The sequence below is a fragment of the Mesorhizobium sp. WSM4311 genome (assembly GCF_002295115.1).
Taxonomy (GTDB): Bacteria; Pseudomonadota; Alphaproteobacteria; order Rhizobiales; family Rhizobiaceae; genus Mesorhizobium.
Window position 1 is genome coordinate 158,963 of the sequence record NZ_NSFV01000001.1, and the last position, 22,397, is coordinate 181,359.

Annotated in this window: 9 protein-coding genes; 5 read left to right on the forward strand and 4 right to left on the reverse strand. The window is 64.7% G+C overall.

Annotated elements, in window-relative coordinates:
• Positions 1–55: 55 nt before the first annotated feature.
• From CK226_RS00865 to CK226_RS00880, 4 genes are all read right to left on the reverse strand, one after another.
• Complete coding sequence (locus tag CK226_RS00865; RefSeq protein WP_095773866.1) at positions 56–1,084, reverse strand: sulfate ABC transporter substrate-binding protein; 1,029 nt, start codon at positions 1,082–1,084, stop codon at positions 56–58.
• 204 nt (positions 1,085–1,288) lie between these two features.
• Entirely contained in the window at positions 1,289–2,020 is a 732-nt protein-coding gene (locus CK226_RS00870; RefSeq protein WP_095790762.1) for a M15 family metallopeptidase, read from the reverse strand.
• The gene (gene pbpC, locus CK226_RS00875; RefSeq protein WP_095790763.1) at positions 2,013–4,118 is read right to left on the reverse strand and encodes a penicillin-binding protein 1C; all 2,106 of its coding nucleotides are present in this window, start codon (positions 4,116–4,118) and stop codon (positions 2,013–2,015) included. The genes CK226_RS00870 and pbpC overlap by 8 nt, the downstream gene beginning before the upstream one ends.
• Positions 4,119–4,283: 165 nt before the next feature.
• The gene (locus tag CK226_RS00880) at positions 4,284–9,782 is read right to left on the reverse strand and encodes an alpha-2-macroglobulin family protein (RefSeq protein WP_095790764.1); all 5,499 of its coding nucleotides are present in this window, start codon (positions 9,780–9,782) and stop codon (positions 4,284–4,286) included.
• Positions 9,783–10,053: 271 nt separating this feature from the next.
• Here CK226_RS00880 and CK226_RS00885 point away from each other — a divergent pair, with 271 nt between their 5' ends.
• The 5 genes from CK226_RS00885 to CK226_RS00905 all read left to right on the forward strand — a co-directional run bounded on the left by CK226_RS00885 (position 10,054) and on the right by CK226_RS00905 (position 22,364).
• Positions 10,054–11,982 carry an autotransporter assembly complex family protein gene (locus CK226_RS00885; RefSeq protein WP_095790765.1) on the forward strand — a complete coding sequence of 643 codons (1,929 nt, stop codon included), beginning with the start codon at positions 10,054–10,056 and terminating at the stop codon, positions 11,980–11,982.
• A 1-nt stretch (position 11,983) separates the two neighbouring features.
• Positions 11,984–18,037, forward strand: coding sequence for a translocation/assembly module TamB domain-containing protein (locus tag CK226_RS00890; RefSeq protein ID WP_095790766.1), 6,054 nt, complete (start codon positions 11,984–11,986; stop codon positions 18,035–18,037).
• A gap of 253 nt (positions 18,038–18,290) precedes the next feature.
• Entirely contained in the window at positions 18,291–19,943 is a 1,653-nt protein-coding gene (locus CK226_RS00895) for an ABC transporter substrate-binding protein (protein ID WP_095787691.1), read from the forward strand.
• A gap of 216 nt (positions 19,944–20,159) precedes the next feature.
• A complete protein-coding gene (locus CK226_RS00900; RefSeq protein WP_095773873.1) occupies positions 20,160–21,194 on the forward strand; it encodes an ABC transporter permease in 1,035 nt (344 codons plus the stop codon).
• 12 nt (positions 21,195–21,206) lie between these two features.
• Entirely contained in the window at positions 21,207–22,364 is a 1,158-nt protein-coding gene (locus tag CK226_RS00905) for an ABC transporter permease (RefSeq protein ID WP_095773874.1), read from the forward strand.
• The last annotated feature ends 33 nt before the right edge of the window (positions 22,365–22,397 follow it).

The window sequence follows — 22,397 nt, forward strand, 5'->3', positions numbered from 1 at the left end:
ACCAGATTGTCGCCGAAGAAGCGCATTCACGGGCTTCTTCGGGCTCTGCCCAACCTCACTGGGCCGGCTTGTAGATCTGGTCGAATATACCACCATCGCCGAAATGATAAGGCTGCGCCTTCTTCCAGCCGCCGAAAAGCGGATCGTCGATGGAGATCAGCTTGATGTCGGGGGTCTTGGGCAGATCCGCCGGCGCCACCAGTTCGGGCTTGGCCGGACGATAGTGGTTCTTGGCGATGATCGTCTGGCCTTCCTTGGAATAGAGCCAGCCGAGATAGGCTTCGGCCACCTTGCGCGTGCCCTTGGCATCGACGTTGGCGTCGACGATAGCCACCGGCGGCTCGGCCAGGATCGATGTCGGCGGATAGACGATCTCGAAATTGTCGGCACCGAATTCGTCGAGCGCCAGATAGGCGTCGTTTTCCCAGCCGATCAGCACGTCGCCGATGCCCTTTTGCGCGAAGGTGACGGTCGAGCCGCGCGCGCCGGTGTCGAGAACCGGGGCATTGGCGTAGAGCTTGCCGACGAATTCCTTGGTCTTGGTTTCGTCGCCGCCATCATGGGCGTTGGCGTAAGCCCAGGCGGCCAGATAGTTCCAGCGGGCGCCACCGGAGGTCTTCGGATTGGGTGTGATCACCTGGGTGCCGTCCTTGACCAGGTCGCTCCAGTCGTGGATTCCCTTGGGATTGCCCTTGCGGACCAGGAAGATGATGGTCGAGGTGTAAGGCGCTGAATTGTTTTCGAATTTCTTGCGCCAGTCGGGATTGATCTTCTTCGATTTGGAGACGATTGCGTTGATGTCGCCCTCGAGCGCCAGCGTCACCACATCGGCGTCGAGGCCGTCGATCACGGCGCGGGCCTGGGCACCCGATCCGCCATGCGATTGCTGGATGGTGATCGCCTCGCCGGTCTCGGCTTTCCAGTGGGCGGCGAAGGCCTCGTCATAGGCCTTGTAGAGCTCACGCGTCGGATCATAGGACACGTTGAGGATGGTGGTGTCGGCAAACGCGAAACCGAGCGTGCCGAACTGGACAGATGTGGCGACCAGTGCGCCGAGCAGTTTCCGGAAATGAGGTTTGGTCATTTCTGCCTCCGTTGAACCCGGGCCAAATCTAGCGAATTGATAGAAATTAGATGCATCGAATGTTGCCTTTTTTGCCCTCCTGAAGAAAATCTTCGACGATCTCCTGCCGCATCGGGAAATATTTTCCTCGTCGGCGCCCGGCGCGGATTCGAGGTCCTAACTAGGGATGCGCGGTGCCGAGGCAAGGCCGCATGGTCCGGCAAATCACTCGGCGCTCACCGGGAAATCGAAGCGCTGGGTGGGAAGGGGCTCATGCCGGAGCGTATAGTGCCACCATTCCCGCGCGTAGTTCTTGAAACCGCCGGCACGCATGGCCTCGACGAGCAGCTTGCGGTTTGCTGTCGCTTCATTGCCGAGCGGGCGATGCGCCGTCTCGCTCGTCGGGTCGAAACAGTCGAAACCGCTGCCGAAGTCGAGCGTATCGGCATCGATGGCGCCGCAGGCGGGTTTGGCGACGGATGGGCCGTCGGCCCGCGCAATCGCGACATCGACGGTCGAACCGCGCGAATGGGTTGACAACTCACCAACATAGCCCTTGGCGATGAGGTCGCCACGCCGAACCCCGGGATACCATTGCGGATCGGGCGGCCCGCCTTGTCGCGTCCAGTCGCCCATGTCGGCGACGGCACGGGCAGGGCGGTAGCAGTCGAAGACGACCAGCGTCAGGCCTCGAGCGGCGATTGCCTGCTGGACGCCGGCAAGAGCTTGCGCCGCCTGCGAGGTGAGGATGCAGAGTGGTGCGTCGTAGCCGGTCACCTTGCGGTGCAGGAAATTGTCCGCGCCGGCGTAGCGGATGTCCTGGCGGATGGACGGGGCGATATCGACGAGGCGGACGAAGCCGGCGGGGAGGGCATCGGCATGTGCCGGCAGAACGGAAGCGACAACCGTCAGCGCATAAAAGCCAACGCGCAGAATCGCCTGGCTCACTCTATTCAACGAACACTTTCACGCTGGCCGCTCGCCCGGCCGCGTCGATCACGGTCAGCGTCGAGTAACCGGTGCCGTCCGGTTGCCAGGTCGCGGTGCGGCGGCGGTCGATGCCAACCAGCGGTTTGCCGTTCGCAAGCCAGCGGAACGGCGCACGGCCGCCTTGCAGCTTGAGCACCAGCGGCGTGGCGTCGGCGGAATTCGTGGCGAGGTCGACGCGGGCGCCGTCCGGCGGGAAGATGATCGTCGGCGCGGGCTCGGTCGGCGTCGCCTGCACCAGGCCATCGGCGCCAGCGCCGAAGCGGGCGAGCGTCACCGGCAACTCCTCGCGCTTGGGGGTGAAGGCGCCGGGCGGCTTGCCCGGCAGCGGCACGGTCGCAAGGCCTGAGCGGACAAAGCCCTCGAACAGGATGGGAGCGGCCGAGACATAGCCGGAAAGGCCCGGCACGGCGCTGGCGTCCGGGCGACCGACCCAGACGCCTAAGACGTAGCGGCCGTCGAAGCCGACCGACCAGGCGTCGCGGTAGCCGTAGGAGGTGCCGGTCTTGTACGCGATGCCGCGCTGCAAGGCGCCTTCCGGTGGCTTGACCCCCGACAAGATGTCGATGATCTGCCAGTTCGCCTGGTCGTTGAGGATGATGGCGGTGGTGCGCTCGGCATTCGTCGGCTCGGTGCCGTCATGCAGCGTGTGCGTCTTGCCGCCATTGGCGAGCCCCGTATAGAGCTGGACGAGATCGCGCAGCGTGACGCCAACGCCGCCGAGGCCGATGGCCAGGCCCGGCGCCTCGTTGACCGGCAGGATCGGGTTGACGCCGGCCTGACGGAAGCGCGCGGTCAGCCGCGCCGGGCCGACCGCATCGAGCACGCGGATCGCCGGCACGTTGAGCGACAATTGCAGTGCCTGCCGGACGCTGACATCGCCCTGATAACCCATGTCGAAATTCTTGGGCCGGTAGCCGCCGAAATCGACCGGGCTGTCCTCGATCAGCGTTTCCTGCGCCACCAGCCCCTGTTCGAAGGCGAGGCCATAGATGAACGGTTTCAGCGTCGAGCCGGGCGAGCGCACGATCTTGGTCATGTCGATCCAACCCGAGCGGCTGGCATCGAAGAAATTGGCCGAGCCGACTTCGCCCAGAATGTCGCCGGTGCGGGAATCGGCCAGCACCATGGCGACGGACAGACGCGGTCCGAGCTTGGTCGCGGCGTCCCTGGCCACCTGTTCCAGTCCTTCCTGAACGCTCTTGCGAATCGTCAGCTTGAGCGGCTCGCCGGGAACGGCCCTGGGCAGCATCGCATAGGCGGCGTGCGGGGCAAGCGCCGGCAAGGCGCGGCGCAGGCCCGACACGTCGTCAAGGGCGGCGCGCGCGGCCTCGCGTTCGCCGATCAGGCCGGACGAGACCATGCGGGTCAGTACGCGGTCACGGGCGGCATGGGCGATTGCGAGGTTGCGGTCGGGCCGGCGCTTCTCCGGCAATTGGGGCAACGCGACGAGCAGGGCGGCTTCCGAAACGGTGAGTCGCTTCGGCTCCTTGCCGAAATAGGCAAGCGAGGCGGCGCGCACGCCTTCGAGGTTGCCGCCATAGGGCGCCAGCGTCAGATAGCGTTCGAGGATCTCGCGCTTGGAGAGCCGCCGCTCGATCTGGATGGCGCGCAGTATCTGCTTGATCTTGGAGCCGAGGCTGCGGCTTTCGCGCGGCTCGATCAGACGGGCCAGCTGCATCGACAGGGTCGAGCCGCCAGAGACGATGTGGCCGCTGGCGGCGAACTGGCCGGCTGCGCGGCAAAGCGCCAGCACGTCGATGCCCTGATGGTCCCAGAAGCGTTTGTCCTCATAGGTGACCAGCATGTCGACGAACTGCTTGTCGACCTGGTCGATCCGGGTTTCGAGCCGCCAGTAGCCGTCCGGCGTGGCGAAGGCGCGCAATAGCTGGCCGTCGCGGTCCTGGACTTCGGTCGAGACCGTGAGTTCCGCCGGCAGCGGCGGCGGGAAGGCGCGGTCGAGTTCCCAGAGGGTGGCGACGGACACCGCGAGAATGCCGGCGCAGGAAGCTGCGGCGATCGCTGCGCGACGGAGCAATTTTTGCGAGAGCATGGCGCCGCCCCTCATCCGGCTGCCGGCACGACGGCCCTTCGGGCGTTCGCCGTTCGAAAAGCCAAGCAGTTGGCTTTTCGTCCGCTGCGCGGACCACGGTTCACCTCCCCGTATGGTGACGGGGAGGAGGAAGCTGTCATTAGCGCCATCGCCATTTGCATGATCGCCACGATAGGCACCTTACGGCGCCTTGATTTCCATCATGCCGGTGGCGGTGCGGGCCGAGTATTGCGGCCGGTACATGTCTTCCACGGTTGCCGCCGGATGGGCATAGGTGCCCGGCGTCACCGCGCGCACGACATAGGCGAGCGTCAGATTGTGGTCGTGATCGCCGTCGGCCGGGTTGAACGCCGCGACGAAACGGTCGTCGCGGAATTCGAGATGGGCCGCGTCGGTCTGCGCCAGCCAGGAGAAGTTCGTCAATTGCGCGCTGGAGACCAGGCCGGGATTGTCGATCTCGAAGCCGGCCGGCAACAGGTCGGTGACCAGCAGGCGCGACGGCCAGCTGTTCTGCTCGGTGACCTTGAGCACGACGACATAGCGTTCGTTCTGGGTTGCCTCCGTCACATTGGCTTCGGTGCCGTCGAGCTTGTAGTAGGTGCGGCTGATGGTGAAGCCGTCGCCGCCGGCCGGCATTGGCTGGATCGGCGACGCCACGGTGGTGACGACGGCCTGCAGCGGGGTCTTGCCGGTGTTGGCGATTTCGAGCGGGCTTTCGACCAGTTCGGAGCCGTTGACCTGGTTGGAATAGCCACCCGAATGCGGCGCGCCATTGACGGAGAGCGTGATCGAATCATTGCCCTCCTTCAGCGCGCGGGCCGCCAACAGCATCCAGGAATCGTCCTGGGTGCTGGTCCAGCGCACTTCGGCGCGTTGCCGGGTCACCAGCTTGATCAGCTCCGGCACGACCGACGAAACCGGCTTCGATTCCGCCGCCAGCGACAGCATTGCCGCGCCGTCACGCAGCGCCGAACCGTAGTCGGAGCGGTACCAGTCGTAGTCGGTGCTCGATTTGGCGAGCTGCAGCGCGGTCTTGAAGGTCGCCTCCGAGCGCTGGGTGTCGCCGTAGAGCGCAAGGCTCGCCGCCAGCTGGGCAACGGCCATCGGGCTCGAGAAGGCTTCGAGCTGGGTGTCGGCGTAGTAGCGCAGATCGCCGATCGAGGCCTTCTTGTTGCGGGCCAGGACGTAGAGGGCGTAGGCGATCTCGCTGCCGCGGTCCTGTACGCTCTGGTCGTAGCCGAGCGAGTTCTGCAGATTGCTCAGCGCCTGGTTCATGGCAAGAGCCGGCACGTCGTATTTCTGCTCGCGTGCCCTGGTCAGGAACTCGCTGACATAGGCGTCGAGCCACAGATCGCCGGAGCCCGGGCCCCACAGGCCGAAGCTGCCGCTCGAGGACTGGTAGCTCAGCACCTTATAGATGGCATCCTGGATACGGCCATGCAGGTCGGGGTCGCTTTCCATGCCGACGCCCGAGGCCATCTCGTTGACATAGAGAAGCGGCATGGCGCGGCTGGTGGTCTGCTCGGCGCAACCATAGGGGTAGCGGTCGAGCGTCATCAGGAGCGAGGGCACGTCGAAGGCAGCCGTCTGCGAAACGCCGACGCTGACGGTAGCGCCTTCCAGCAGGCTTGCCGCCAGCAGTTCCTTGTCGACGCGCAGCGCGCCGCCATTGCCCTTGAGGTCGACCACAAGGCGCGTGGTGACCGGCAATTGCGCCGGGCGCACCGGCACGTAGAGCGTCTGCTCGACCTTGGTGCCGTCGGCGTGCGCCAGCTTGATGGTGAGCGAGGCATTGCCCGGTGTCTTGGCGATCAGCGGCACGGTCAGCGTCTGGCGCTTGCCCTGGGCGAGCGTCAGCTTCTGGGGCAAGGGCTTGTCGCCGGTCGACAGGTCGCCTGTCGTGTCGATCGAGAAGGCATAGTCGCCGGCCGGGCCGTCGGTGTCGGCCACGTCAAGCCGCATCACGGCATTGTCGCCGGGCGCCAGGAAGCGCGGCAGGCCGGCGGTGATGACCACCGGGTCGCGCACGATGACATCCGACTGGGCATGGCCGACCGCTTCCTTGGTCCAGGCGACGGCCATGACGCGCACGGTGCCGTTGAACTGCGGGATGTCGAAGTCGATCCGTGCCTTGCCGTCGGCGTCGAGCTGGACCGGGCCGGAGAAGAAGGCGACCAGCTTTTCGGTGGGCGGGCTGCCTTGCGCCTGCATGTTGGCGCCGTCACCGCCGCTCCTGAGCTTGCCGGTGGTGCCCAGCGAGCCGTCGATCAGGCGGCCATAGATGTCGCGGATCTCCATGCCCAGCATGCGCTGGCCGAAGAACCAGTTCTCCGGGTCGGGCGCCTTGTAGTTGGTCAGGTTGAGGATGCCGACATCGACGGCGGCAACCATGACATAGGCGTTGGTGCCCGGCTGCACGCCGGCCACGGAAACCGGGATCGACAGCTGCTGGCGCGGCATCGTCTTGTCCGGCGGCGTCAGCGTGACCGCGAGCTTCTTGGCGCCCGGATCCACCGTCAGCCATTTCACGCCGATGGCGCGGGCCGGCATGCGCGTCTCCTGCGCATCGCCCGGCCGGAACAGGGTTGCCGTGACATAGGCGCCGGCGCCCCAATCGTCACCGACGGGAATGTCGATGGTGCTGCCGCCGGCCGGGACGGTGGCCGTGATTGTCTTCAACAGCTTGTCGGAACCGATATTGATCAGAAGTTCGCCGGCAAAATGCGGCGAGACCTTCAGCTTGGCCACTTCGCCCGCGGCATAATTGCCCTTGTCGAGAGCGATCTCCAGGCCGTCAGGCGTTTCGGTGGTGGTCGAGGCGACATACCAGCCGGCGTCGAACTCATAACTGGTGGCCGGTCCCTCGGGATCGGAGGTTTCGACCTCGAGCCGGTATTGGCCCCAATCGACGGGAACGGAAACGGTGGCGTCGCCATCGGCCCCGAGGTCGATCTGGCCATTGGCGATCGACTTGGTGAAGGTCACCGGCTCGTAGCTCCACGAATTGTTGGAGCGGTACCACTGGTAATTGCGTTCGACCTTGACCAGCGTCCACTGCGCGCCTGTCAGCGCCTCGCGCTTGCCGGCCGGATCGACCGCAATCAGACTGAATTTGGCCGTGCCGCCCTGCGGCACTTCTTCGTCGGCGAAGTCCGGACGGATGCCGATCATATGGCCTTGCGGGCGAATGCCGATGTCGAGCGAGCGCTCGATGGCGCGGCCACCGGTTTCGCGCATGCGCACCGTCACCTTGCCGTTGACCAGCTTGGTGGTCGAGGGCAACTGATCGACGGTAACAGGGAAGGTCGCCTTGCCGTCATCGCCGACCACCGGCAGGTTGGTCAGAGGCGTCACCGTGGGCTCAGCCGACTGCTCATCGGCGAGGCCGAAGGAGAAGTTGGGGAAGCGGTCCCAGTCGCGCGCCGTCGACAGCGTCAGCTCGCCTTCCAGCGCCAGGCCCGCCGCCGGCGCGCCATAGAGGAAGCGGCCGTCAATGTTGATGTTGGCGGTTTCGCCGCGCTCGATCTCCTGCTTGTCGGCCTTCATGTCGAATTCGATGCGATCCGGCACGAAGTCCTCGACCAGGAACATCTGGCTGGCGACCGCCGGCTGCTTCGGATCGGTGTAAATCGACACCGACCAGGTGCCGCGCATGGCGTTGGGTTCGAGCGGCAGGTCGACGGCATGGCCGCCGGCCGAAGCGCCGTCGCTGACGATGCGGCGGTCCTCGACGCCGTCGGGACGCGAGAAGATGAAGGTCAGCGGCAGGTTCTCTACCGCCTTGGCGGCGCCATCGCGGGCAAGGGCGGCGACATGGACATCCTCGCCGGCGCGGTAAATGCCGCGTTCGGTCCAGGCATAGACGTCGAGCGCGCCGGGCGCCGCGCGCCCGGTGACGCCGCGGTCCGACAGGTCGAAGCCGGCCTTGGACATGTCGAGGAAGACGAAATCATTGTCGCCCTGCTTGGCCATCAGCACGGCCGGAACCATGCCGCCGTCGCCGCGCGTCAGGCCGGGGTTGAAGACCGCGTGGCCGTCGGCATCCGATGTCGCGGTGCCGAGAATCTCGTTGTTGCGGGCAACCAGCGTCAATTCGGCGCCCGCTATCGGCTTGGCCGAGCCCAGCGAACGGGCAAAGACATTGAGCCCATCCTGGCCGGTATAGGTCGACAGGCCGATGTCGGAGACGACGAACCACTGCGTGGCCAGCGAATTGTAGTCGTCGCCCTTGCCGTCGACGGCCTGCGCGGTCAGCACATAGACGCCGGGCTTGCGCTGCGGCAGCGCTTCGTCGACCGGGAAGGAGGTGGTGACCTCCTTGTTGAGGTCGTTGACGATGTCGAGCTTGCCCTGCCAGACAGGCGCGCCCATCTGCTCGGAAATGTTGGAAATGTCATAGCCGTCGAGCTGGTGCAGGAACTGGTAGCCCGACAGAAGCTGCGCCAGCGAGCGGTCGCCGATGCGGTAGAGCTTCATTTCGGCGGCGTTCATGTTGACGGTGACGACCGGAATGCCGCGGCGCGCGCCGGCCGGCAGCACGAAGCTGTCACCGGTGAAGCGGGCGGACGGGGCGCGGTCCTGCACATAGATCGACAGCACCACGGGAGCGGCGGTCACTTCGCCGATGGCCGCCGGCAGGCCGGCGCGGAAGGTGACGTCATAATGCTGGCCGTGTTCGAGGCCTTCGACGCAGATCTGCTTGTCCTTGGCCTCGACGCCTTTCGGCGGCGCGTTGTCGACAGTCACGAACTGCGCGTAGTCGACGCCGGTCTTGACCAGTTCCTCGGAGAATTGCGCGCAGATGCGGGGCGCGCTGGTGTCGGCATCGACGCTGTGGTCGACGACACGGAAACCCTTGCGGGCCTTGAGATCGGCATAGTCGGCCTGCACGGCCGGCGACGCAACCAGCGCAAGGCTCGCCTCATAGGCCTGCAGCGCCGGGCGGTAGAGATCACGCTTGTCGAGGCCGGCGCCAAGCAGCGCCAGCACGTCCGCGCGCGTCTTGGTGGTGCGTAACAACTTATAGGCGTTGAAGGCGGCCGAAGTGGCGTTCATCGGCAAGGTCGACGCTTCGGAGGTGTTGGTGGCGGGCTGCACAGCCAGCGTTTCACGCGCCAGATTGAGCCAGAGTTGGCCATCATCGGGCATCACCGAGACCGCGGCCTCGTATTTCTGCATGGCGGAGCGATGGTTGCCGGTCAGCACGGCCTGTTCGGCCGAGTTGATCAGGGCGGCCATGCCTTCGGTCGGCTTGTCGAAGGCCGGGCCAAGCAGCCTGTTGCGGTACTGCTGGGCCTGGTCGGCCATCCAGTTGGGGAAGAAGGTCAGTTCTGGCGGCGCGCCGATATCGGGATCGCCGTCAATGTTGACGACCTTGCCGGCGACCGCGCCGTTGAATGGTTTGAGCTGGTTGTAGTCGGATTTGAGAAAGCACCATTTGGCCTTGGTGTTGTAGGTGAAGGCACGGCAGGCCGGATCGCCAAGGCATGTCGTCTTGCACTGGTCGAGGGTGACATTCTGATCGGATCTGAGATCAAAGCCGAAATAGTCGGAATTGTCCGTCGTTGCGATTCGCCGGGCCTCGGCCGCTTGCGCGACACCATTCCAGGCCAAGACATTGGCCCAGGCGAAGAAGAGAAGGATCAGGATTGACAGACCACGAGCCGCGCGCATTGCCATTACACCCTCCAGACAATTGCAGACGTCCAGGCATGTTCAAGCTCCAGTCAAGCTTGTCAACTCAGGACGCGGCAGGGTTCCGCCTGCCAACGGTTTCCTTTCCGGCCGATGACCGGTAGTACCTCCATAGGACAGGGGATCACGCATTCTTGCGGCGACGCAAAAGGTGTGAATTCCAAGCCCGTCCTATTTCAGACAATTGGATTGTGGCCCCTTTACGAGCGCTTCAGAACTTCATTCCAATTTTAGTTTTGTAACCTAGGTTGTCTTAATGCCGGCGCATGAAGAGCAGATGTCAGGAGGGACCGCGCCAGGGCGCGTGCTTCCGCGCGTCCTGCTCTTGGCCATGATGTGCGCGACCGCGCTGGCCGCCGAATCAAGGTCTGCGGCCGCTTTCGAGCTTTTCGGCATCAAGCTGTGGGGATCGTCCAACGACGAGGACGCCGATATCGTCGATCCGCTGCGCTATGCCGTTACCATCACAGCGCCCGATGCCGACAAGGATCTGGTCAAGAAGCTCGAAAACGCCTCGGCGCTGAAGGGCGATGAGGATCGGCCGGTTTCCGGTTCGCTCGGGCTGATGGCCAAGGCGCGCAGCGATAGGGAACAACTGGTCGCCGCCCTTTACGCCGATGCCCGCTACGAAGGCGTGGTCACCATCACCATCGACGGCAAACCGCTCGACGACTTGCCGCCGGATGCCGAATTCCAGGGTCCGCAGCCGATTCCGGTGGCGATCAATATCGCCGCCGGCCCGAAATTCACCCTCGGCGACATCAGGCTGGAGGGCGACGCGGCGGGGCTGATGAGCGCCGATTACGGTCTGATATCGGGCGGCGACGCCGGATCGGGGGCGGTGCTCAAGGCCGAGGCGCTGATCGTGCGGACGCTGAAGGAGCAGGGCCGGCCGCTGGCCAAGGTGACCGACCGGCAGATCGTCGCCGATCATGCCACCTCGACGCTCGACGTGACGCTGACGGTGGCGGCCGGACCGGTCGCCGGCTATGGCGCGACCACGGTGGAGGGCACGGAGAACGTCGACCGCGATTTCACCGAATACATGACGGGCTTGAAACGCGGCAAGCAGTATTCGCCGCAGGAGATCAGCGACGCACGCGACAGGCTGCTGGCGCTGGAAGTCTTCAACAGCGTCACCTTCAAGGAAGCCGACAAGCTCGATGCCGACGGCAACATCCCGATCGGCGTCCAGGTCAGCGAGCGCAAGCCGCGCTATTTCGGCCTTGGCGGCACCTTCTCGAACACGGAAGGGCTGGGCCTGGAGGGCTATTGGGGCCACCGCAACCTGTTTGGTCACGCGGAAAAGCTGCGTATTGATGGCGCCATCAGCGGCATCGGCAGCAACAACCTGTCCGAGCTGAACTACAATGCGGGCATCATGTTCGAGAAACCCGGCGTGATCGGGCCGGCGTCGAAGTTCTTTGCCAGCTTCAAGACCGTGCTCGAGCATCCGGATGCGTATGACCATTTCTCGGTCAAGGGCAGCACCGGCCTGTCCTATGAACTCGACAAGAAGCAGACGGTCTCGGCGGAAGTGGCGCTCGACTATTCCAGGATCACGGATGCGTTCGGCAAGCACACCTACCTCATCGCCAGCGTTCCCCTGCAATATGTCTATGACAACAGGGATAGCAGGCTGAACCCGACCAGGGGCTTCCGGGTGCTGGCCTATGCCGAGCCGAGCTACGACATTCTGAGCGGTGCGGCCTTCCTCAAGCTGAAGGGCGAGGGATCGGCCTATCAGTCGCTGGACACGGCCTCGAAATTCGTGCTGGCCGAGCGCGTCGCCGTCGGCTCGATCGTCGGCACCGGGCTGCAGAACGTTCCGGCCGACCGACGCTTCTACTCCGGTGGTGGCGGTTCGGTGCGCGGCTATGCCTATCAGGGCATAGGCCCGAAAGACTTCACCGGCCAGCCGATTGGCGGCCTGTCCTTCTTCGAGACCTCGGTCGAAATGCGCATAGCCGTCACCGATACGATCGGTATCGTGCCGTTCGTCGATGCCGGCACGGTGTCGACCAAGTCGGTTCCCAACTTCTCCGACGTCAAGGTCGGCGCCGGTGTCGGCCTGCGTTACGTCACGCCGTTCGGGCCACTGCGCATCGATGCGGCCGTGCCGCTCAACCGCGATCCCGGCGATCCGCATTTCGGCATCTATGCCGGCATAGGGCAGACGTTCTGAAATGAAGACGGTGTGGCGCATCCTTCGCATTGTCCTCTACACGCTGCTGATCGTGGTCGCGGGCGCGATCGGCGCGCTCGTCGTCCTGACAAAGACAGAGCGCGGACGCGACAATCTCGCCGGCATCATTTCGCGGCTGGCTTCGAACGACGACCGCAAGATCACGGTCAGCGGCATTGACGGCATCTGGGCGGGCGCGCTCAGCGTCGACCATGTGGTGCTGGAAGACCGCCAGGGCGCCTGGCTGGTGGCGCGCAAGGTCGCCGTCGACTGGTCGCCGCTGGCGCTGCTGTCGAAAAGCTTCAGTGCAGGCCGCATAGCCGCCGGGCGCATCGAACTGGCACGCCTGCCGGTGGCCGGCACGCAGCCGCCAGCGCAGGGCGGCACGGCCACGCTGCCGGTTTCCATCGACATCCGAGAGATAGACCTGCCGGAAATCGCGCTTGGCCAGCAACTGGCCGGCACCGGCATCGCCGAACTCGCCGCCAAGGGGATGCTCAAGGTCGACGCGGCGCCGCTCGCGGTCGAGACGGTGCTCAACGTCACCCGCCATGACGGCAAGCAAGGCAATGTCGCCGCCAAGATCCACTTTGCGCCGGCAGACAACAGGCTGGACCTTGACCTCAAGGCATCGGAGCCGGCCGGCGGCATCATCGCCAATCTGCTCAAGCTGCCCGATACGCCGCCGGTCGACATAGCGGTCTCGGGCACCGGACCACTGGCCAACTGGAATGGCATCGCCACATTCATGGTCGACGGCAAGATCGTCACGCAACTGACGGGCCGTCATCAACTCACCGACAAGGGCAACCACGTCGAGGCCAAGGGCGACGGCGAGTTCGCGCCCTTCCTGCCGGAAAATCTGAGGCCGCTGTTTACCGGCAAGACCAGCTTCGATGTCGCGGGCACCGCGACATCGGCCGGCGGCATCAGTGTCGACCGGGCCAGCGTCGAAAGCGACGCGATCCATGGCACAGCCACCGGCATCGCCGACCCCGCCGGCGCCAGCGATCTGTCGGTCGAAATCGCCGCCAAAAGCGCGCCGGTGCAGATCGTCGTGGGAAGCGCGGCGCAACCGATCACTGTCGCGATCAGGAACGCCACCGCCCGCGCCTTCGGCGACGGCAAGGCGCCGATCATCGATATCGGTGCCTCGCTGGCTTCGGTGGTGGCGGGCGGTACCCAGCTCTACGATATTTCGGGACAGATCCATTCCGACGGCTTCGACATTCAGAACCGCGCTGGGCCGGTCTCCGTGAAGCTGGCGGCGGGCGGGCTGAAGACCGACGTGGCGACGCTGGCGCCGCTGATCACCGGCAAGGTCGATGTCGACCTCGCCGGATCGCTGAGCAAGGACGCCATCGCCATCGACCAGGGCACGCTGCGCTCCGATGCGCTCAATGCCTCGCTGACGGCGACGGTGGCACTTGCCGACCTGTCGATGCGGCTCAAAATGAACGCCGACGCAGTGGCGACGGCCTTGCCGCCGCAGATCGCCTCGGTGCTTGGCGCACGGGTGAAGTTCTCGGCCGCCGCGACGCGCGATCCACAAGGAGCCTTTGCCGCCAACTCGATCTCGTTGACCTCCGGATCGCTTAGCGCCAGCGGCACCGCCAGCATGCAAGGCACGGATATCCAGGCCGACATCAAGGGCAAACTGGGCGACGTGTCGGTGTTGTCGCCGACGGTCGGCGTGCCGGTTGCCGGCGGTGTGGATTTCGCGCTGTCGGCAAGCGGCGCCAGGACGGCCCCGGATTTCACCGTCTCCGCCAACAGCGACAGCCTGACCGCCTCGGGCCGCACGGTGAAGGCGATCAAGCTGACGGCAAGCGGCAAGGCGGACATAGCGAGCCCCTCGGCCGATGTTTCGCTGACCGGATCGGTCAACGACCAGCCGCTCGATATCAAGGCGGCGCTGGTGACCAGCGAGGGCAAGCGCTCGATCAACGGTTTCCTGGTCTCGCTCGGCGACAACAAGGTTTCCGGCGACCTGGTGCTCGATGACAGGTTCATGCCGCTCGGCACGCTGACGCTCGCCGCACCGGCAATCGACCAGCTGGCGGCACTCGCCGGCCAGGCCGTGACCGGCGACATCAACGGCACCATCCTCTTTGCCAAGGACGGCGACGCACCCTCCGTCACCATCGATGCGAAAAGCACGTCTGTCGCGCGTGGCGAAGTGACGGCCAAGGCGATTGCCGTCAACGCGCTGATCGCCAACTATCTCAAGGCGCCGGCGATCTCGGGCACCATCAAGGCCGACAGCGTCACCTCGGGCGCCACCGAGATCAGCGGCATCGGCGTCGACCTGAAGCGCGACGGCGACTGGACCAATTTCACCGGCGGCGCCACCATAGCAGGCATTCCGGCGACCGCCGCCGGCCGGGTCAAGATTGCTGAGGGCACCACCAGCGTCGAGATTGCTTCGGGCGAAGCCACGGTTCGCGGCATCAAGGCGGCAATCGCTGAACCCTCGACCCTGACCATCGCCAACGGCACCACCAGCATCGAGAAGCTGGCGCTCGATGTCGGCGGCGGTTCGGTGACGCTGTCGGGCAACGCCGGCCAGACGCTCGATCTCGCCGCACAGTTTTCCGCGCTGCCGGCGGCCCTGGCCAATGATTTTGCCCCCGCGCTCGATGCGGTGGGAATGCTCGGCGGCGCTGCTCAAGTGACTGGAACGCCGGCTGCCCCCGAAGTTCGGTTCAACGCACAGCTTGCAGGCGTCGAAACCAGCCAGACCCGCCAGGCCGGGCTCGGGTCGCTCGCGGTCGACGCGGCCGGCACCTACACCCTGGCCGGCGGCGTCGTCCTCGACCATGCGACGCTGTCCGGCGACAAGATTTCCGGCGAGGCCTCCGGCACCATCAATCCGAACGGCGCCAGCGATTTTGCCCTCGACCTTACATCGTCGGGACCGAGCCTGCCGCTGACGGTCGGAAGCGCCGCGAGCCCGGTGAAGATCGAGATACGGTCCTTGTCGGCCAAGGCGGCGGGCGAGACCGCGCGAGCCCGCCTGGACGTCTCCGCGATCCTGCCTTCGGTCACCACCAGCCCGGCGAAGGTGGACGGGCTTGTCCTGGCATTGCATTCGGATGCGTTCGATCTCAAGAACCGCGCCGGACAGGTTTCCGGCACGGTGTCGGTGGACAAGGTCGGTCTCGACAATGCCGTTATCGCACCGCTGATCGCCGGCAAGGTGACGGCCGCGCTGAACGCCCGGCTGACGTCGGACGGCATAGCCATCGACAGCGGCTCGCTCAAGAGCGATGCGCTGAACAGCCAGGTCGCCGGGCAGGTGTCGTTGCGCGATGGCGCCATCGACCTGAAGCTGAGTGCGGATGCCCCGTCATCGGCCTTGCCGGCGGCGGCGCGCGGCATGCTTGGCGAGCGCGCGCAGATCAGCGCCACGCTGAAGCGCGATCCCAACGGCAGCATCAATCTCGATGGGTTGAAGCTGGTCTCGGGCGGACTGACCGCACAAGGGCGGGCGAGCCTTGCCGACAACAAGCTGGCCGCCGACATCACCGGCGCCCTTGCCGACATCTCGCCGCTGTCGAAGGACGCCAAGGGCGCCATTGCCTTTGCGCTGAACGCACAGGGCCCGGCCATCGCCCCCGATCTGTCGCTGACGGTCAACAGCGATCGGCTTTTGGTGGCGGAGCGCGAGATCACCGGACTGAAGCTCACGGCTACCGGCAAGGCGGATGCCGCCAACCCGGCCGCGAACGTGCAACTGACCGGCAATGTCGCGGGACAAGCCTTGCAAGGCAGCGCGGTGCTGGCGACGGCGGACGGCAAGAGCGCCATCAACGGCCTGCTCCTGTCGCTCGGCAAGAACCGGATTTCCGGCGATCTGGCGCTGGACGACAAGTTCGTACCCGAAGGCACCATCTCGCTCGACCTGCCCGATATCGGCCCGCTCGCCGCGCTGGCGCTGGAAAAGGCGGAGGGCGACGTGCGCGGCACGATCGCCTTCACGAAGAACGGTGCCGCACCTCAGGTCGCCATCAAGGCGGCCACCGCCTCGATCACGCGCGGCGATCTCCAGGCGAAGGCGGTTTCCATCGATGCGCTGATCGCCAATTATCTCGCCGCACCGGTGACCTCGGGCAAGATCCGCGCCGACACCGTCAAATCGGGCGGCACCGTGATCAGCGGCATCGATGTCGATCTGAAGCGCGACGGCGACTGGACCGGCTTTTCCGGTGGCGCCACGGTCAAGGGCATTCCGGCCAAGGCGGCCGGCCGCGTGAAGGTGGCCAATGGCACGACCACCATCGAACTCGCTTCCGGCCAGGCGACCGTCCAGGGCATCAAGGCGGCCATCGCCCAGGCTTCGACGGTCAGCATCGCCAACGGCACGACGACGCTGGACCGGCTGGTGCTCAACCTTGGCGGCGGCACGGCGACGGTGACCGGCAAGGTCGGGCAGGCGCTCGACATCAACGCGGCGCTGGCGAAGGTGCCGATGTCGCTCGCCAACGGTTTCTCGCCGGGTCTCGATGCCGCCGGTTCGATTTCCGGCACGGTGAAGGTGACCGGCGCGCCGGCGAGCCCTTCCGTAGCCTTCAACATAGACGCGGCCGGCGTGCAGACGTCGCAAACCCGAGGCGCCGGCGTCGGCGCGGTCGGAGTTGCCTCCTCCGGTACCTTTGCCGGCAACAAGCTGACCTTCAACGCCAATGTCAGCGATGGCGCCGGCCTTGGCCTCAAGGGCGGCGGCACGGTGACGACGGCGGGCACGCCGGCGCTGGTGCTCGACTTCAATGGTGCCGTGCCCTTCGGCATGCTCAGCCAGAAGCTTGCCGCGCAGGGCTTGTCGCTGTCGGGAACAGCCACGGTCAATGTCCAGGTGCGCGGCCCGGCGACGTCGCCTGTCGTCGGCGGTAGTGTCAGCACATCGGGCGCGCGGCTGGTCGATGCCCGCTCGGGCCTGGCCGTCAACGATCTCGCGGCCGATGTCTCGATCGGCGGCGGCGTCGCCAGGATCAACCGCCTGACCGGAACATTGTCGACGCGCGGCAGCCTGTCGGCCAGCGGCACGGTCGGCATCAACCCGGCGCAAGGTTTTCCGGCCGACCTGTCGATCAAGCTCACCGACGGGCGCTATACGGACGGACGCGTGGTGACCGCCAATCTCGGCGGCGACCTGACGATCAAGGGGCCGCTGGTATCGGCACCGGCGATTGCCGGCGCCGTCAATCTCGCCAAGACCGTCATCACGGTTCCGGATAAGTTGCCGGGCTCGCTCTCGGCGCTCGACGTCAAGCACAAGAACGCGCCCGGCGCCGTCAGCGCGCAGGACAAGGCGCTGCGCCCGGCAACGACGTCGGGCAAGAGCGGCGGCAGCGGGCTTGCGCTCGACGTCACCGTCAATGCGCCGAACCAGATCTTCATCCAGGGCAGGGGCGTCGATGCCGAACTGGGCGGCTCGCTCAGGCTGACCGGCCCGGCCTCGTCGCCGCAGGCCGTCGGCACCTTCACCTTGCAGCGCGGCCGGCTGTCGATCCTGGGCAAGCGGCTGACCTTCACCGAGGGTACGGTCGGTTTCTCCGGCTCGCTGGTGCCCTATCTCAACCTGACGGCGACCACGACGACGGCCAGCGCCACCGTCACCATCGTGGTGTCGGGCGAGGCGACCAATCCGAAATTCACCTTCTCCTCGGTGCCGGCGCTGCCCGAGGACGAGGTGCTGGCGCAATTGATCTTCGGCCGGTCCATGTCGAACCTGTCGCCGCTGCAGATCGCGCAGCTGGCCGAGGCGGCCGGCCAACTGGCTGGCGTCGGCGGCTCGACGTCGCTGCTGGAGAACCTGCGCAGCGCCATCGGCGTCGACGATCTCGACGTCACCACCGACGACAAGGGCGGCACGGCGGTCTCGGCCGGCAAATACCTCAACGACCGCACCTATGTGACCATCCAGAAGGGCGACAAGCCGGGCTCGGGCAAGGCGACCATCGACCTCAATGTCGGGCGTGGCGTCAAGTTGCGTGGCGAGGCGACGGACGCCGGCGAGGCCAAGGGCGGAATCTTCTACGAAAAGGAATATTGAGGGACTGGCCCTCACCATTGCCGGGACTGGCGCTGTCGTAACCCGTGCCAATGTCTCAGTTTAATCGCCCTGAGTGGATTTTGGCGAAATCTGGGCGCACTAGCAATTTTGCGTCAAGACTGTCGCTATCGCGCGTACCGCTCCCTTTTCAAAGTTGCACATTCGCCAACATGTTCCCAATCCAAGCCGTCTTTGACATCAGGGCCTGGATGCGGAATGTTAATCGGCGGAAAGCCAACAATGGGAGTTAGTCATGACAATCTACAAGAGTAATGGCGATCGCGTTCCGGATCACATCCTGGCCATGGCCGAAGAAGCCAAGGCAGGTAAGGTTGATCGCCGCGAATTCCTGGCCATGGCAAGCGTCTTCGGCGCCTCGACGGCGATGGCCTATGGTCTTCTCGGTCTCGCCGATCCGACGCCGGCAAGGGCAGAAGAGGTAAAAGGCAAGAAAGGCGGCACGCTGAAGGTCGCGCAGTGGATCAAGGATCCCAAGGATCCTCGCAAGGCCGACTGGTCGGAAATTGCCAATGCCGAGCGCCAGGCGCTCGAGCCACTGGTCAAGTACACGAGCGAATATACGTTCCGTCCTTATCTGCTGGAAAGCTGGGACGTGAACGACGACGCCACCCAGTACACGCTGCATGTGCGCAAGGGCGTGACCTGGTCGAACGGCGACCCCTTCACAGCCTCTGACGTCGTCTTCAACCTGAAGCGCTGGGCCGACAAGAAGGCCGAAGGCAATTCGATGCCCGGCCGTCTCGGCTCGCTGGTCAAGGATGACAAGCTCGACGAAAGCGCCGTGAGCATGCCGGACGACCACACGGTCGTACTCAAGCTCGCCAAGCCTGACATCGCGCTCATTCCCAACATGTGCGACTATCCCGGCCTGATCGTGCACAAGACTTTCGACGAGAAGGGCGGCGACTTCAAGGCCTGCCCGATCGGCACCGGTCCGTTCGAGCTCGTCTCTTACGACGTCGGCCAGAAAGTCGTCTACAAGCGCCGCGAAGACAACAAGTGGTGGGACGGCGAAGTGTTTCTCGACGGCATCGAATTCATCGACTACGGCACCGATCCGGCGGCCATGGTCAGCGCATTCGAGGCTGGCGAAGTGCACACCAACTTCGAAACGTCGGCCGACTATGTCTCGATCCTCGACAAGATGGACCTGGTCAAGTCGGAGGTTGTCACGGCTTCGACCATCGTCTGCCGCACCAACGTCAACAACAAGCCCTATGGCGACCAGAAGGTGCGTAACGCCCTGCAACTGGCGGTCGACAACAATGTCGTCCTCCAGCTCGGCTACGGCAATGCCGGCTCGGTCGCCGAAAACCACCATGTCTGCTCGATCCATCCGGAATATTACGAGCTGCCCAAGGTTGCCCGTGATCCGGCCAAGGCGAAGGCGCTGATGGCGGAGGCCGGCCAGGCCGACTTCGAACACGAGCTGATCACCGTTGACGAGGACTGGCACAAGAACACCGGCGACGCGATCGCCGCCCAGCTGCGCGACGCCGGTATCAAGGTCAAGCGCACCGTGCTGCCGGGTTCGACGTTCTGGAACGACTGGACGAAGTATCCGCTGTCCATGACCAACTGGAATATGCGCCCACTCGGCGTGCAGGTCCTGGCCATCGCCTATCGCACCGGCGAGGCCTGGAACGAGGCAGCGTGGTCGAATCCGGATTGGGACGCCAAGCTCAACGCTGCACTCGCCGTTGCCGACGCTGCCAAGCGCAAGGAAATGATGAAGGACATCGAGCAGATCCTGCAGGCTTCCGGTATCATCATCCAGCCCTACTGGCGCAAGCTCTACAGCCACTCGGTCAAGGCGGTGCAAAACTACAAGATGCATCCGACCTTCGAGCGCGACTACGGCAAGGTCTGGCTCGATCAGGCCTGATCGATCGGGCCGGGGGAAGGGGCAATGCCCCTTTCCCTCCCTCTCTGCGTCGCCATTGCAGGTTCGTCCGTAAAAAAATACGGACTCACCCGCAAAGGCCATGCGATAAAAACAGGGTTGATCGCATTCGAGGGCCTGTTTGACGGCCAGTCCGCCGGTGACGGCAGGCGAGGTTTGAAGCCGGCTCAAAACCCACCCCATCGGCAGGGGGCCGCCATGCTTTCTTTCGTTCTCAGGCGTCTCGGCACCATGGCATTGACGATGCTGTGCCTGACGATGATCGTCTTCTTCCTGATCAACCTCGAACCCAACCTGAAGAAGCTGGCGATCAGCCAGACGGAAATGCACACTTCGGCCGAACAGCTGGAGGACTGGCTGGTCAACCATGGCTACCGGCAGAATTTCTTCGTCCGCTACGGACAGTGGCTGGGCCTGCTGCCCAAGCAGCCGGTGACCGACCCGGCAACCGGCAAGCCGACGCAGCGTTTCACTTTCTGCAACGATCCGGCCGTACCAACCTTCTCCGGCGTCCTCGAAGGGGATTTCGGTTGCTCGACCAAGTTCAAGACGACCGTCGCCTCTAAGCTGTTCCCGGCACTTGGCGCCACCGGCATCCTGATGTTCTGTGTGTTGGCGGTGATGGTGCCGGTATCGCTCTTGATCGGCATCCTGGCCGGCATGCGCGAGGGATCGCGAACCGACCGGGTGCTTTCGGTGGCCTCGATCGCCTCGACGGCGACGCCCGAATACGTGTCGGGCGTCATCTTCACCGTCATCTTCGCCTCATGGCTCGGCTGGTTGAACGGTTCGGCAGCGTCCGCAAGCCAGGGCATCACCTTCTACAATTTCACCCTGCCGGTGATGACGCTGGCGATCTACGGCATCGGCTACATCGCCCGCATGACCCGCGCCTCGATGGTCGAAGTGATGACGCAGCAATATATCCGCACCGCCCGGTTGAAGGGTCTCTCCTTCGGCGGCGTGGTGGTGAAACATGCGCTGCGCAACGCGCTGATCGCACCGTTCACCGTCATCATGCTGCAATTTCCCTGGCTGCTTACCGGCGTCGTCATCGTCGAGGTGATGTTCCGCTACCAGGGCTTCGGCTACACGCTGGTCGAGGCCGCCGGCAACAACGACATCGACCTTTTGCTTGGCTGCTCGCTGGTCTCGGTGTTCATCGTCTTGATCACACAGCTCATTTCCGATGTCGGCTACGCGTTTCTCAATCCGCGTATCAGAGTTCAGTAGGGGGCGAAGCGGATGCAGGTCCAATATATCAGTGCCTTCAGCGTCATTCTCGAAGTGCTGTCGCGCTTCTGGCCAGTTTGGATTGCGCTCATCATCGTCATGGGTGCGAGCTTCGCCTACAAGAAGAGGCTGGCGCTCTACGGACAGCTGTTCGACAGCGGCGTCGGCATTGTCGGCGTCGGCATCTGCCTGTTCTGGCTGTTCACGGCAATCTTCGCATCGACCATCTCGCCTTTCGATCCGCTGGCCCAGGTCCCGGTGATGAAGGACATGCTGCCCGGCGCCATCGAGCCGCAATCGGGGCTTGTCTATCTGTTCGGCGGCGACAAGCTGGCACGCGACGTGTTTTCGCGCATGGTCTATGGCAGCCAGATCGTGCTGATCATCGCGCCGGCGGCGACCGGCTTCGCGCTGATGGTCGGCATCACGCTTGGCCTGCCCGCCGGCTATTACGGCGGCAAGATCGACACGGTGCTGTCGTTCCTGGCCAATCTCGTGCTGGCCTTCCCGGTCATCCTGCTGTTCTACCTCCTGGTGACGCCGGGCATCATGGACACGCCGATCCCCTATGCCATGGCCGGCGTGTTCTTCCTGTTTCCGATCATCTTCTTCAGCGTGCTGTTCTGGACGCGCTACAAGAACCGGCCAGACCGGCTGTACATCCTGCTCGGCCTGACGCTGATCATAGGCGGCTGGATCTATCTGGGCCTTGTCTTCGACAAGGACCCGCTGCACATCGTCCACATCGATCCCAACCAGCTCAACATCTTCGTGGCCGTGGTGTTTGCCTCCAGCCCGGGCGTGTTCCGCATCGTGCGCGGCCTGGTGATGGACATCAAGACGCGCGACTATGTGGCGGCGGCGCAGACGCGCGGTGAATCGCCCTGGTACATCATGCTTTGGGAGATCCTGCCCAATGCACGCGGGCCGTTGATCGTCGATGCCTGCCTGCGCATCGGCTACACCACCATCCTGCTCGGGACGCTGGGCTATTTCGGCCTCGGCCTGGCACCGGAAAGCCCCGACTGGGGCACGGCGATCAAGGATGCCAGCCGGCTGCTGCGCTCCTTCATCCATCCGGCGCTGCCGCCGACGATCGCGCTGATGTCGTTCGTGCTGGGGCTCAACCTTTTGGCCGACTCGCTGCGTGAACAATCGATGAAAGACTGATTGACGGGCTCCGGCCCGCATCTGGTAGAATTT

Coding starts and splice junctions, on each gene's coding strand:
- CK226_RS00865 (WP_095773866.1), bottom strand. CDS start 1,084: ATGACCAAACCTCATTTCCGGAAACTGCTCGGCGCACTGGTCGCCACA.
- pbpC (WP_095790763.1), bottom strand. CDS start 4,118: ATGAGGGGCGGCGCCATGCTCTCGCAAAAATTGCTCCGTCGCGCAGCG.
- CK226_RS00880 (WP_095790764.1), bottom strand. CDS start 9,782: ATGGCAATGCGCGCGGCTCGTGGTCTGTCAATCCTGATCCTTCTCTTC.
- CK226_RS00885 (WP_095790765.1), top strand. CDS start 10,054: ATGCCGGCGCATGAAGAGCAGATGTCAGGAGGGACCGCGCCAGGGCGC.
- CK226_RS00890 (WP_095790766.1), top strand. CDS start 11,984: ATGAAGACGGTGTGGCGCATCCTTCGCATTGTCCTCTACACGCTGCTG.
- CK226_RS00895 (WP_095787691.1), top strand. CDS start 18,291: ATGACAATCTACAAGAGTAATGGCGATCGCGTTCCGGATCACATCCTG.
- CK226_RS00900 (WP_095773873.1), top strand. CDS start 20,160: ATGCTTTCTTTCGTTCTCAGGCGTCTCGGCACCATGGCATTGACGATG.
- CK226_RS00905 (WP_095773874.1), top strand. CDS start 21,207: ATGCAGGTCCAATATATCAGTGCCTTCAGCGTCATTCTCGAAGTGCTG.